General features: G+C 63.2%; 2 protein-coding genes. Both read left to right on the forward strand.

Features of this window, described 5'->3' with window-relative positions; genetic code table 11:
* Nucleotide 1: 1 nt before the first annotated feature.
* Nucleotides 2-7978 carry a non-ribosomal peptide synthetase gene (locus AMYHA_RS08390; RefSeq protein WP_051399676.1) on the forward strand — a complete coding sequence of 2659 codons (7977 nt, stop codon included), beginning with the start codon at nt 2-4 and terminating at the stop codon, nt 7976-7978.
* Nucleotides 7975-15027 carry an amino acid adenylation domain-containing protein gene (locus AMYHA_RS08395; protein ID WP_051399677.1) on the forward strand — a complete coding sequence of 2351 codons (7053 nt, stop codon included), beginning with the start codon at nt 7975-7977 and terminating at the stop codon, nt 15025-15027. The genes AMYHA_RS08390 and AMYHA_RS08395 overlap by 4 nt, the downstream gene beginning before the upstream one ends.
* The last annotated feature ends 10 nt before the right edge of the window (nt 15028-15037 follow it).

Genomic DNA, 15037 nt, shown 5'->3' on the forward strand with positions numbered 1-15037 from the left:
GATGGGGTCAGGCCTGTCGGACGTACTTCCGCTCTCGCCGCTGCAGGAGGGACTGCTATTTCAGTCGCTGCTGTCCGGTGCGGATGCCGATACCTATACCGTGCAAATCCGATTCGACCTCGAAGGCCCGGTCGACGCGGATCGATTGCGCGCCGCGCTAGAAGCCCTGCTGGATCGGTACCCCAATCTCCGCGCCGGATTTCGGTATGAGGGAATCTCCCGGCCCGTCCAAGTGATTCCACATGACACCGTTGTGCCATGGCGAGAGTTTGATCTGTCCATGATGGGCGATGATGAGGCCGAGAAGGAACTGTGCGCCGTCGCTGACGCTGATCGGCGACCATTCGACCTCACCTGTCCACCATTGCTGCGGGCGAGCCTGGTGCGCCGGTCGTCGTATCGGAGCAGCCTGGTATTGACCAACCACCACATTCTTCTTGACGGTTGGTCACTGCCTATCGTCGTGCGGGAGCTATTCGAGCTCTATGCGGGCGGCGATACGGCAGAGTTTCCCCCTGCCGCGTCGTACAAGAGCTACCTCGCGTGGCTGTCACGGCGAGACGGCCATGCCGCCTCGGCGGCATGGCGCGATGCTCTGGCGGATCTCGACGGGCCAACGTTGGTTTCCGGAGCGGATGCGGATGCCGCGGGCCGGTTCGGGGCGGTATGTGCGGTGACGACCACCGTGCCGAGAGAGGTAATGACTCGGCTCCGGCAAGCCGCGGGTTCGCGAGGACTGACGCTGAACACCGTTGTCCAGGGAGCATGGGGTCTGCTGCTCGGCAGGATGACTGGGCGAACCGACGTGGTGTTCGGAGCGACCGTTTCTGGCCGCGCACCGGAACTACCTGGTGTCGAGAGCATGGTTGGTCTGCTCATCAATACCATTCCGGTCCGGGCTCAGTATCGGCCAGCTGAGCCGATGTCGACCGTGCTGAGTCGTGTCCAGGAACAGCAGGCAGCGTTGCAAGAGCATCAGCATCTGGGCCTGGCGGACATCCAGCGGGCAAGTGGTCATAGCAGACTATTCGACACGATCGCGGTATTTGAGAATTATCCAATTGATCCAAAGGAGCTCACCCGTTCTACGGGCGAGTTGACGGTGCGCGATCTGCGGGTGGCCGACGCGACTCATTACCCACTTGGCCTTATCGCTACCCCAGGTGACAGTGGACTCGATATGCGGATCGATTACCGCGACGATGCATTCACCAGAGAGCAAGCCGAGTTGGTTGCCGAGCGGTTGACAGAACTGCTAGCAGCGCTGGCTACAGACATGGATCGCCCCGCAGGGCGGTTCGACGTTCTTACGGCCGACGAATCACGTCAAGTGCTCACCGAGTGGAACACCTTGGACGGGTTTGAGCCCGAACCAGTCACCGTAGGGATCGCGGAGTTATTCGCACGTACGGTGGCGGAGCATCAGAACTCCCTCGCTGTGGTGGATGGGGCGCGACGGCTCTCCTATACGGACCTTGATACGCGAAGCAGCCAGCTCGCCCGCGTGCTCATCGACAGCGGGGTTGAGCCTGGTGACTTCGTCGCTCTCGGGCTGCCCCGTTCCGCTGACCTGGTCGTCGCGATTATCGCCGTGCTCAAGGCCGGTGCTGCTTACGTGCCACTTGACCCACAGTATCCGGCTGATCGGATCAGGTACACGTTGGCCGACGCCCGGCCTCGGCTGCTGGTCACTGAATCGTCATTGGCGGAAAAGCTAGCGAGCACGGGCGATGTGCCCAGAGTGGAACTGGACCGGATCCATCGCCGCATGGCGGACGCGTCACCGAGTGACCCGCGGGTCACGGTGTCACCTACCGCACCTGCCTATGTCATCTATACGTCCGGTTCCACCGGGAGGCCAAAGGGAGTTGTCGTATCACACGGCAATGTGGTGCGTCTGTTCAGTGCCACCCGGCAGTGGTTCGACTTCGGGGCGGATGATGTCTGGACGCTGTTCCACTCATATGCCTTCGATTTCTCAGTATGGGAGCTGTGGGGACCACTGTTGCACGGTGGAGCTCTGGTCGTTGTGGATCACGCCACCACGCGTTCGCCCGGTGAATTTCTCGAGCTGCTTGTGCGTGAGCGAGTGACCGTGCTCAACCAAACGCCGTCTGCCTTCTATCAGTTGATGGCAGCCGACGCCGAGCAGCCCGAGCTTGGCGCCCAACTCGCGCTCAGGCGCGTCATTTTCGGCGGTGAGGCCCTGGACCTTTGGCGTCTCACCGATTGGTACGCGAGACATGCCGATGACGCGCCTGAACTGGTCAACATGTATGGCATCACTGAGACCACCGTCCACGTCTCCTATCTCGCCCTTACCACAAACGCAGCCGCGAAAGGGCAAGCCAGCATTATTGGCCGTCCAATCCCAGACCTGCGAATTTACCTGCTGGACGACAACCTGCAGCCGGTCCTGCCCGGCGTTACGGGCGAGATGTATGTGGCAGGCGCCGGGGTGGCGCAGGGCTACCACGGGCGCGTTGATCTGACCGCCTCCCGGTTCGTCGCCGATCCGTTCGCCGCCGATGGCGGACGCATGTACCGCAGCGGTGATCTCGCCCGCTTATCCGAGGATGGGAACCTGGAGTTTCTTGGCAGGGCCGATCATCAGGTGAAGATCCGCGGATTCCGGATTGAGCTTGGCGAGATCGAGGAGGTACTCGCCACCGACGATACGGTCGGCGACGTTGCCGTAGTAGCCCGTGAGGATATTCCTGGCGATCGAAGGCTCGTCGCTTACGTTGTGGCCGCGCAGAGTCACCAACCTGATCCGGCCGGGTTACGCGCGCTTGCCGCGCGTGGGCTGCCCGACTATATGGTGCCCAGCGCTTTCGTCGTTCTTGACCGGCTCCCACTCACCAGCAACGGCAAGCTCGATCGTACGGCGCTGCCCGCACCCGAGCCTGAATCAAGCGAGTTTGGCGATCTGCCCAGTGATCAGATCGAGGAGCTCATTTGTGGAATCTTCGCGGATGTGCTCGGTCGTACTCGCGTAGGACCTGGCGAGAGCTTCTTTGAACTTGGTGGACATTCCCTGCTGGCTACCCGGTTGGTCAGCAGGGTTCGCTCCACGCTGAATGCCGAACTGAGCGTGCGAACGCTGTTCGAGTCGCCGACTCCCGCCGCGCTTCGGACGGTGCTGGCCGGGGCAAGCGAGGCAAGGCCCGCGCTCACTCCGATGCGACGGCCTCCGGTGCTCCCACAATCCTATGGCCAAGGTCGACTGTGGTTTTTGAACCGGCTCGACAGTGACCAGGACAGTGCGGCGGCCTACAATATGCCGATCGCCCTGCGGCTGACCGGCGGGTTGGACGTGCCCTCGTTGCGGGCCGCCATCTCCGACGTTGTTGAGCGGCACGAACCGTTGCGCACGATCTTTCCCGAAATGGATGGGGTCGGTACGCAACATGTTCTCGAGCCGGAGCGAGCGAACCCAGAACTCTCCATAATCGCGACTAGTCATGAGCAGCTAGACAGCCAGCTACAGCACCTCTTCTCCCGTGGTTTCGACCTCACTGTTGAGCCGCCGCTTCGCGTTACGTTGTTGCGGCTCGGCCAGGACGAGCACGTGTTGTTGCTTGTCCTGCACCACATTGCGGCGGATGGCTGGTCCCTTTCCCCGCTCGCAGGGGATCTCAGCGAGGCATACACCGCACGCACGCGCGGATCGGCGCCCCGGTGGGCGCCGTTGCCCGTGACGTATGCGGACTACGCGTTGTGGCAACGGGAGTTGCTCGGCGACGATACTCAGGCCGACAGCCTGCTTGCTCGTCAGCTCGACTACTGGCGCGAGACGCTGGCCGAACTGCCTGACGAGCTGGCGCTGCCCACCGACCGGCCTCGCCCGGCTGTGGCCGACCATCGCGGCGACTGCGTTCGGTTCAGTGTGGGCCATGACCTGCATGCTGCGATTCGCGCGCTCACCCGAGCGACGGGGACGAGCCTGCACATGGTGCTGCAAGCAGGCCTCGCCGCTCTGCTCACTCGTCTAGGTGCCGGCACCGACATCCCTATCGGAACCCCGGTAGCGGCCCGTACTGATTCCGCGACAGAGCGCCTCGTTGGCTATTTCGGGAACTCCCTTGTGCTGCGCACTGACACCTCTGGCGACCCGGCTTTCAACGAGTTGCTTCGCCGGGTACGAGAGACTGATCTCGCCGCATATGCCAACCAAGAGGTGCCCTTCGAGCGCGTGATTGACGCGCTTAACCCGGATCGCTCGCCCGCGCGGCACCCGCTGTTCCAGGTTGTTCTCAGCGTGCAGAACAACCCCGAATGGCAGCTGAATCTACCTGGCCTTGTCACTGAGCGGATCGCGCTGACCCCGACTACGGCGAAGTTCGATTTGTGCCTTGATGTAACAGAGCACACCGATGGTGTGGGTGATCCTGCCGGGCTTGACTGTGTTCTCAACTACGCCGCCGCTCTGTTTGACGAAGAGACTGTATCGGCGATCAGCCGGTGGCTGCTACGGCTGCTGACCAGCGCTGTGATGGATCCGGACCGGCCGATCGGCAGTGTCGATCTGCTCGATGCCGATGAACGCAGGCAGTTGCTCGTGGACTGGAACGGCAAAGACCGTGACGTCGAGCAGGTTCCCGTTGACGAGTTGATCGCATGTCGTGCGATGGAACATCCTGCCGCGCTCGCGGTGACCGCCGATGACGGTGCACTGAGTTACGGTGAGTTGAATGAACGAGCTAACCGGCTTGCCCGGTTGCTCGTCGAGCGGGGTGCGGCCGCTGAGCGATTTGTCGGCGTCGCGTTACCCCGCGGTATCGACCTCGTCGTCACCTTGCTCGCGGTATTGCGGACGGGAGCCGGGTACCTCCCCGTCGATCCCGATTATCCAGCCGACCGCATCGACTTCATGGTGTCCGATGCCGCTCCCGTGCTGCTGGTGACGTGCTCAGGGGTTGAGCGGTTGTTGCCTGACAGCTGTCGTGACAGGCCACACGTCGTACTCGACGACTCGGCTACCGCTGCTGCTGTCGCTGACCAGTCAGCGTCCAGGGTTACCCCTGGCGAGCTGACATGCCCCCGTGACGAAACGAACCCTGCCTATGTGATCTATACCTCGGGCTCAACTGGAAGGCCGAAGGGCGTGGTCATCGAGCATCGGGCGCTGACAACGTATCTCGCATGGACGGCGCGCGAATACCCCAGCGCGAGCGGTCTCGCTCTCGTCCATTCGCCGATCTCATTCGACTTGACGGTGACGGCGCTCTACACGTGCCTCGTGACGGGTGGGCAGGTGCACCTCACGGTTCTGGAGGATGCCGACAGTACTCGCGCCGTGCTCGCCGAGCGCGAGTGCACGTTCCTCAAAGGAACCCCTAGCCATCTCGCGCTGCTACGTGCGCTTCCCGATTCTTACTCGCCCTCTGGGCATTTGATGCTCGGCGGGGAAACCTTAGTTGGCGAAGCGCTGTCCGAGTTTCGCGAGCGGCGGCCGCGGACCACGGTGCTCAATGTATATGGACAGACCGAGACCACGGTCAACTGTGCTGAAATGCGTGTGCTGCCTGGCGACGGCGTACCGCGAGGGGCGCTGCCATTCGGCAGGCCGTTCGACAACGTACGCATGTACGTTCTCGATGAGGCGCTTCGCCCGGTTCCGCCAGCGGTTACCGGCGAGGTGTATGTGGCAGGTGAACAGCTTGGTCGCGGATACCTGAACAGAGCCGCGCTGACCGCTGAGCGATTTGTTGCTGATCCCTTCGGCCCTGCTGGCACCAGGATGTACCGCACGGGTGATCTAGCCAAGTGGCGGCACGACGGCACGTTGGAATTCGCCGGTCGCGCCGACGATCAAGTCAAGGTGCGCGGCTTTCGTATCGAGCCTGGTGAGATCGAAGCCGTGGTCGCGAGCCATGATTCGGTGCGTCAGGTCGCGGTGGTTGTCCGCGAGGACATCCCAGGTGAGCGGCGCCTGTACGGGTATGTCGTGCCGCATGATGGGGCGACACCGGAACCGAACGAGCTGCGTGCGCACGTCGCGGCGGCGGTTCCTGACTACATGGTGCCCGCCACATTCGTCGTCATGGACGCACTGCCGCTGACACCCAACGGGAAATTGGATCGCAAAGCACTTCCTAAACCAGACTTCAACGCGGCTACGGGTGCCACTGGCCCCCGCACTGCGGTTGAAGCGACCCTCGCCGCGCTGTTCAAGGACGTACTCGGGCTCGACTCGGTTGGTGTCGACGACAACTTTTTCGATCTGGGTGGGGATTCGATCATTTCCATCCAGCTCGTCGCGCGAGCACGCCAGTCGGGGCTGGTTATCACGCCACGCGACGTGTTTGAGCACAAAACTGTGGCCGCGCTCGCGCTTGCTGCTCGGAGCCTAGATGCCGCGACCAGCGGTGAGCCGGATGTCGGTACCGGCGATGTTCCCATGACTCCTGCTATCGCCCGTTTCCGTGAACGTGGCGGCCCCATCAATGGCTACAACCAGTCGATGTTGCTTCGTGCGCCAGATGGACTGGCACTAGACACGCTAACCGCGGCGGTGCAGGCTGTGCTCGATCGGCACGACGCGCTACGGATGAGGCTGGACCGGGAATCCGCCGGCACGCAGTGGTCGTTGCGTATCCCTGAGCCCGGGACTGTCGACGCCGCCGAGTTTGTGCTGCGGCGAGACATCCGTGGCCTCGACGCGGACGAGGCGCGTGAGCGGATCTCGTCGGAGAGCGCGGCCGCATGGGCCCGTACCGAGCCGGAAGCAGGTCGCCAGCTGGTCGTCGTCTGGTTCGACGCCGGCGGTGACGGGGCCGATCGATTGTTGCTTGTAGCGCACCACATGGTGGTGGACGGGGTTTCCTGGCGGATCCTTATCGACGATCTGGCGGCCGCCTGGCGAGCGGTGGACGCGGGCGATACCCCGCGGCTTCCACCTGTCAGCACATCGTTTCGTCGCTGGTCGCAGCACCTGCATGCCGCTGCGTACGACGAGAAACGGGTTGCCGAGTTGGACGACTGGCTCGCGCGGCTGTCGAAGTTCGACCCGCCGCTTGGTGCGCGCCCGCTCGACCCCACCCAAGATACTTTCGCGGAACTGCGCTACCTAGTGCAGCACGTTGATGCCGATATTGCCGAGCCGCTACTGACCACCCTGCCTGCCGCGTACCGGGCCGGTCCGAACGACGTATTGCTGACGGCACTCGCGCTCGCGGTGACCCGGTGGCGTATCGAGAACGCCGGATCCGAACTCGATGAGTTGGACGAGTGGCAGGACGAGGAGCCGACAGGTGTTCTTGTCGATCTCGAGGGGCACGGACGCGAGGACATCGTCGCGGGGGCGGACACGTCCCGTACCGTCGGCTGGTTCACCTCGCGTTATCCCGTGCGGCTCGATCACGAGTCACTCGACTTCGCCGAGGTCGACGCTGGTGGCGCGGTCGTGGGGCGGATACTCAAGTCAGTCAAGGAAACCCTACGAGCGCTGCCGGACAACGGCGTTGGCTACGGGTTGTTGCGGTACCTCAACCACGACACCAGAGATGTGCTCGCCGGGGAACTTGAACCGCAGGTGAGCTTCAACTACCTCGGTCGCGTTGCTACTGGCACGGGTTCCGCCGGGCCATGGTCGGCGGTGGCAGACGCCGACACCATTGGAGGTGCCGATCTGGCTGGAGGCAGGCCGGATCCTCGCACGCCAATGGCGCACACGCTGTCGATTAACGCGGTAGCCGAAGACCACCCCGCCGGAACGCGCCTGGTTGTGGTGTGGTCGTGGCCGCGCATGGTGCTCACCGAGGACGAAGTACACGCGTTGAGCGAGGCATTTCGCAGCGCGCTGCGTGGCCTTGTGGCACATGGCGAGAGCGGGGATGCGGGCGGAATGACGCCCTCGGACGTGAATCTCGTCTCGTTGAGCCAGCACGAGCTCGACTCCTTCGAATCTGAGGTTGCCGAGGACCACGACGACGAAGACGAAGAGTTCACGACTGAGTGGGAGATGGCCCGGTGAGCACCCAACGCGTCGAAGACGTCTTGCCGCTGTCTCCGCTGCAGGAGGGGCTGCTGTTCCACACCCTGCTCGAGGACGACGGCGAAGACCCATATATCTCACAGATGTTGCTCGACCTCGAGGGCGAGCTGGATGTCGGGGCGCTGAGGCTCGCTGCGAAGGCACTACTGCGCAGGCATGCGAACCTGCGGGCAGGGTTTCGCTACGAGGGAACGGCCGAACCCATCGCCGTCGTACCCCGGGCGGTGTCACTTCCGTGGCGACAGATCGATCTCTCAGCGGTGGAGCCCGCGCGGCTGGACGACGAGCTGGAACGAGTACAGCGCGAGGAGCGGGCGCGACGATTCGATCTCAGCCGGCCACCGCTGCTGCGGTTCGCTGTGTTCCGCTTGGCGGAGGGGCGTTACCGACTCTCACTCTGCAAGCACCATCTGCTCCTTGATGGTTGGTCGATGCCGATCATCGTGCGCGAGCTCTTCCAGCTTTACGAAGCACGGGGAGACCTATCAGTGCTCCCGCCGGTGCGTCCGTACCGTGACTACCTGGCCTGGCTCGGGACGCGAGACAAGGAAGCAGCCATGGCCGCTTGGCGGGCGGCTCTGTCGGGAATAGACGCTCCGACCGTCTTGTGGCCAGACCTGCCCGCCGCTACTGAACGGCCAGCGGAGGTAGTCATCACAGCTCCGGCCGACCTGACTTCTCGCCTCAATGCTATGTCACGTCGAGTCGGCGTCACGATGAACACCGTCGTGCAGGGCTGCTGGGGAATGCTGCTCGGCAGACTCACCGGCACCACAGACGTCGCCTTCGGCAGCACAGTTTCAGGACGTCCGCCGGAGTTGCCTGGTGTTGAGTCGATGGTGGGAATGTTCATCAACACCCTGCCGGTACGCGTTCAGCTTCCGCCGTCCGTCTCGATCCGGTCTGTGCTGAGTGAGTTGCAGGGGCGCGCGTCGGAGTTGATGGAACACTCTTACGTTCAGCTGTCTGAAGTGAATGCGGTTACCGGATTCCCACAGCTGTTCGACACCGTGACCGTCTTTCAGAACTTCCCTGCCGAGCCGGGGACAAAAAAACTGGAAGCCGGTGGTCTGCGCATCACCGGCGGCACCGGGCGCGACGGCACGCAGTATCCACTCAGCTTCGCCGCGGGGCTGTCAGGTGACGAACTGCAGTTGCGATTGTTGTACCGCCGAGACTGCCTCAGCGATGCCGCGGCCGAGGAACTGCGCGACAGGTTGCTGCGGATATTCGAGGCTGTCGCGGCTGACCCGGACGCGCCAGTCGGAACGATTAACGATCTCACCGACGGTGAGCGATCCTGGCTGACCGGTGGCGCGGGCGCCAACCCTGGCGAGTCTCGCACCATCGCGGAGCTGTTCGCGGAACAGGTGGCGGCGCGCCCAGACGCGATCGCCGTGGTTCACGACGACCGCGAGTGGACCTACGCCGAGTTGGATCGTTACGCGAATCAACTTGCTCGTCTGCTCATAGCCAGAGGAATCGGTGCGGAGCAACTGGTGGCGCTGGGTGTCTCCCGGACTGTCGGCATGCTCATCGGTGTCCTCGCTGTGGTCAAAGCCGGAGCCGCTTATCTGCCGGTAGACCTCGATTATCCGCGCGAGCGGGTCGCCTACATGCTTGACGATGCCGCCCCGGAGCTGGCGCTGGTGGACGAATACACACAGGAGCCACTGGTGAGTGCCGCACCCGAATTGCCGGTGTTGCGAGTGGACAACGACGCTCTTGCCGCTGGTTACTCGGCGGAGCCGATCACCGACGCGGACCGGCTCAAGTCGGCGTCGGTGCACCACCCTGCCTACGTCATCTACACCTCTGGCTCCACAGGGCATCCCAAAGGCGTTGTTGTCAGCCACTCCGGTGTGGCAGCGATGGTGGCCACCCAACGCGACCGGATCATCGTCGGACCTGGCGACCGGGTGCTCCAGTTCGCGTCGCCCAGCTTCGATGCTTCGTTCTGGGAACTGGGCATGGCGTTGCTTTCTGGCGCGACGTTCGTGCTCGGGTCCACTGACCGGCTCATGCCGGGCGAACCGCTTGCGGGACTATTGGCAGAGCAGCGAGTCAGCCACGTGACTCTTCCCCCGGTAGCACTCGCCGCGTTGCCAGACGACGACGGGACGCTCGCGGGTGGCACGATCGTCTCCGCCGGAGAGGCCTGCTCGCCCGAATTGGCCTCCCGATGGTCGTCGGGGCGTCGCATGATCAACGGGTACGGGCCTACCGAAACAACTGTGGCCACCTCGGTGTCTGATCCGCTGTCCGGCAATGGGATGGCACCTATCGGACGGCCCGTTCACGGCGCGCGGGTGTACGTGCTTGACGCAGGGCTGCGTCCGGTCCTTCCCGGGGTCGCCGGGGAGCTGTACGTCGGCGGGTACGGGCTCGCACGCGGCTATCTCGGTCGGTCAGCGCTGACCGCGAGCAGGTTCGTTGCGGACCCCTACGGTCCGCCCGGTGCCAGGATGTACCGCACAGGGGACCTTGCCCGGTGGCGAAGCGACGGTCAGCTGGAGTTCGCGGGCCGTGCCGATGATCAGGTGAAGATTCGCGGGTACAGGGTCGAACCCGGCGAGGTCGAGACCATTCTGCTGACCCATCCGGTGGTGACCCAGGCCGCGGTGATCGCCCGCGAGGACCGGCCAGGAGAGAAGCGGCTGGTTGCCTATGTCGTGATTGGCGAGAGTGGTCAAGAGCAAGCGATTGGTGCGCTCCGGAGCCACGTTGCCACCGTATTGCCTGACTACCTGGTACCAGCGGCGATAGTGGTGCTGGACAGGTTGCCGGTGACGCCAAACGGCAAGCTCGACCGTGCTGCGCTTCCCGCTCCTGGCTTCGATTCGACCTCACGTCGCGAACCTCGCACCCATACGGAACGGGCACTGTGTGAGCTGTTCTCGGAAGTACTCGGTGTTGATCGGGTTGGGATCGACGACGGTTTTTTCGACCTGGGTGGGCATTCCCTTCTTGCCACCAAGCTTGTAGGGCGGATCCGCTCACAGCTCAGTACCGAGGTCGCGGTCCGTACGTTGTTTGAGCATTCCACCCCGGAAGCGCTCGCGAAGGAACTCGACGGTGACGACATCGGGATAGAGCGAGACGGATTGGCGCCCCGCGTCAGGCCGGAGGTGATCCCGCTATCTCACGCGCAGGCCAGGCTGTGGTTCCTCAACCGCCTCGAGGGACCGAGCGCCACTTATAATGTGCCGCTTGGACTGCGATTGTCCGGCTCGCTCGACGTCGACGCGTTGCGTATGGCACTGGCCGATCTCGTGGCACGGCATGAGCCGTTGCGCACTGTGTTCGCTGAGCGCGGCGGCACGGCGCAGCAAATCGTGCTCGATGCGGCAGAAGCTCGCCCAAAGCTTACGGTCAAGGACGTCGAGAGTGACGAGCTGGCTGCCGCTGCCGCAACGGCGGCGGCAGAGGGGTTCGATCTCGCCGTACATCCCCCGCTGCGCTGCACGTTGCTACGTGTGGGACGTGACGACCACGTGTTGTTACTCGTGCTCCATCACATCGCGGCGGACGGCGCATCAATGGTGCCGTTGGCGCGCGATCTCGGCACTGCTTACCGCGCTCGCCTCGGAAACGAAGAACCCCAGTGGACTCCACTGTCGGTCCAGTATGTGGATTACACGCTGTGGCAGCGAGAGGTTCTCGGCAGCACGGATGATCCTCGTAGTGCGTTGTCGCGACAAGTGAACTACTGGCGTAAGCAACTGGAAGGTCTGCCGGAGGAACTCGACCTACCGACGGACAGGCCACGGCCTGCGCACGCCATGTATGAGGGCGGCAGCGTACGCATGCGCGTTGACGCTGCTACCCACCGCCGGCTGGCCGAGCTGGCGCGGAAGAGCTCGGTCAGCCGGTTCATGGTGCTACAGGCGGCTTTCGCCGCCCTGCTCAGCAGACTCGGTGCCGGTGACGACATCCCGATCGGTACGCCGATCGCCGGGCGGGATGACGAACGTATTGAGGACCTAGTCGGTTTCTTCGTCAACACCCTTGTCCTGCGCACCGACACGTCAGGTGATCCAACGCTTCGTGGGCTAGTTGCCCGTGTCAAGGAGATAAACCTCGAGGCGTACGCGAACGCCGATCTGCCTTTCGAACGATTGGTCGATGTTCTACGACCAGCCCGGTCGCTGGCTCGACACCCGCTATTCCAGGTGATGCTGACTCTGCACAATAACGCAGAGGCCACGCTTGATTTACCCGGTCTCGAGGTCGAGCCGTATCTTCCCCAACGCACGGCGTCCAAGTTCGATCTGTCGCTGAGCCTCGTGGAGCGAACCGGCACGGATGGTGAGTTGACGGGGGTCGATGGGTCGCTGCAGTACAGTACCGACCTGTTCGACCATGATACTGCTGAACGGCTGGCGGCCCGTTTCGTTGCTTTTCTTAATCGAGCACTCACACTTCCTGACGAGAGACTGTCCGAAGTGGATGTTCTATTGTCTGGGGAGCGAGACGAGATACTCCGCAACGGCGATGGTGGAGGCCGGGCTACGCACCCGCCCAGCGTGCTCGCTGTGTTCGCTGAACGGGTTCGACGCAACCCGCACGCGATAGCGTTAACTGACGGGGAACGACGTCGTTCCTACGCTGATCTGGATGCGGAATCCACCCGACTAGCGGTCGAACTCGCCGGTCGCGGAGCGAACCGGGGTGGCATCGTCGCGCTGCTGCTGCCGCCATCGATCGAACTGGTTACCGCGATGCTCGCCGTACTCAAGACTGGCTCGGCGTACCTGCCGATCGATCCCAGCTATCCGGCGGAACGTGTCCGTTATCTGCTTGACGACGCCGCACCGGCGCTGGTGCTGAGCGACTGTGAGACCGCGGGGCGGTTGCCTACCACTGTCGCACCCGTACTGTGTCATGACCATCGCGAGTTCGCCGCCGCGGTTGCCGCGCGTCCAACGACAGGACCGTGGCCCGGCACTCCGTCCCGGACCGATCCCGCTTACGTCATCTATACCTCGGGATCCACAGGCGGGCCGAAAGGCGTTGTGGTCGAACACCGCGCGCTCGCCGACTATCTGTCCTGGACGGTGCGAGACTATCCGGATGCCTCGGGTGCGGCTGTGCTGCACTCCAGCATGTCGTTCGATCTCACCGTCACCGCGCTCTACACGACGTTACTCTCGGGTGGAACGGTGCATCTCGCACCGTTGCGCGAGGACGAGAACACCCTTCGCGCGCTGCGGGAACACAAGTGCACGATACTCAAGGCAACGCCGAGTCATCTGCCGCTCCTGGAGTCCCTTCCTGGGGCCTTCTCACCACAAGGAACACTGATACTGGGTGGGGAAGCACTGCTTGGTGAAGCATTGTCCGACTGGAAAGCTAGCCACCCTGACGTCCGGATAGTCAATGCATACGGCCCTACAGAGGCCACCGTCAACTGCACCCAGTACGAGTTGCCGCCGGACATCAGACCCGGGCCGGTGCCGATCGGACGCCCCTTCCCCGGCACAAGGGCGTATGTGCTCGATTCGAGGTTGAATATCGCCCCGCCGGGTGTGACAGGCGAGCTGTTCATCGCCGGAGAATCACTTGCCCGCGGCTACCTCGGGCGGTCGGCACTGACCGCGGAACGTTTCACCGCCGATCCCTATGGTCCGCCTGGCTCCCGAATGTACCGAACTGGCGATCTAGCGTACTGGACGACGGCTGGCCAGCTGGTTTACACGGGCCGTGCCGATGATCAGGTGAAGCTGCGTGGGTTCCGTATCGAGTTGGGCGAGATTACGGGAGTGTTGCGTGGCGCCCCTGGTGTGCGGGACGCGACAGCCATTGTTCGTGAGGACAGAACGGGTGATAGGCGGCTGGTCGGCTATGTGTGCGGCCAGGATGTTGACACTGTCGCGGTTGAGGCTTACGTGGCGAAGCGAGTGCCTGAATACCTGCGCCCGACGGCTCTTGTCGTGCTCGACAAGTTGCCGCTTAACCCTCACGGCAAGCTCGATCGTGCGGAACTGCCTCAGCCGGAAGCGCGGGCGAGCACAGCTGGCCGTGCGCCGTGCACCAAGCGGGAGCGTGTACTCGCGGAGCTTTTCGCAGAGGTACTTCATGTCAGCTCGGTAGCAGCGAACGACAATTTCTTCGATCTCGGTGGCCATTCGTTGCTCATTCCCCAGCTCGCAGCCCGTATCGACGACGTGCTTGGGGCGGAGACCACGATCCGCTCATTGTTCGAAGCACCGACGCCTGAGCAACTAGCGAGACGTCTGGGCACAGACACTCTCGATGACGCACTGGACGTTCTACTCCCGCTGCGCGCCGGTGGAACACGGCCGCCGGTGTTTTGTGTGCATCCAGGGCTTGGTCTCGGCTGGGTGTATTCCGGTTTGGTTGAGTCGCTAGGTCCGGATCAACCAGTTTACGCGCTCCAGGCGCGTGGTCTTACAGGAGAAGGTGACCTCCCGGCGAACATTCAGGAAATGGTCAAGGACTATCTTGATCAGATCCGCGCTGTGCAATCCCGCGGCCCGTATCACTTGCTTGGTTGGTCGTTTGGTGGCGTCGTGGCCCACGAGATAGCCACTGTGCTGCAATCCGAAGGTGAAGAAGTCGGGTTGCTTGCCATGCTCGATGCCTATCCGCCCGCGGAACATTCCCGGCACGTGCCGAGTCGAGGCGAGTTTCTCGCTGGCTTGCTCGAACTTACCGGAGGGCAGCCGAAGAATCACAGCTCGCTGACACACGCGGGAGTGGCCGAAGAACTGACTAGAGCTGACGGTCCGCTCCGCGGCGCGGAGCCTCGGCACGTCGCCGGGATCGAGCGAGTGGCACGGAACAACGGCGAGATCGCTATGGCGCACTGTCCCAGCATCTTCCGTGGGGACGTTCACTATTTCCTGGCGACGCGCAAGCCAGCGCACGCACCTGATGAATCTAGCTGGAAGTCCTTTGTCGAAGGACAGCTGCGCGTGCGCTCGATCGACTGCGCACACGACGAGATGACCAAGCCCGAAGTGATCAAGCGAATCGGCGATGAGCTGGCTCGTTTGCTCGGGTGAACAGTAAGGA

The organism is Haloechinothrix halophila YIM 93223 (assembly GCF_000504245.1).
GTDB classification, from domain to species: domain Bacteria; phylum Actinomycetota; class Actinomycetes; order Mycobacteriales; family Pseudonocardiaceae; genus Haloechinothrix_A; species Haloechinothrix_A halophila.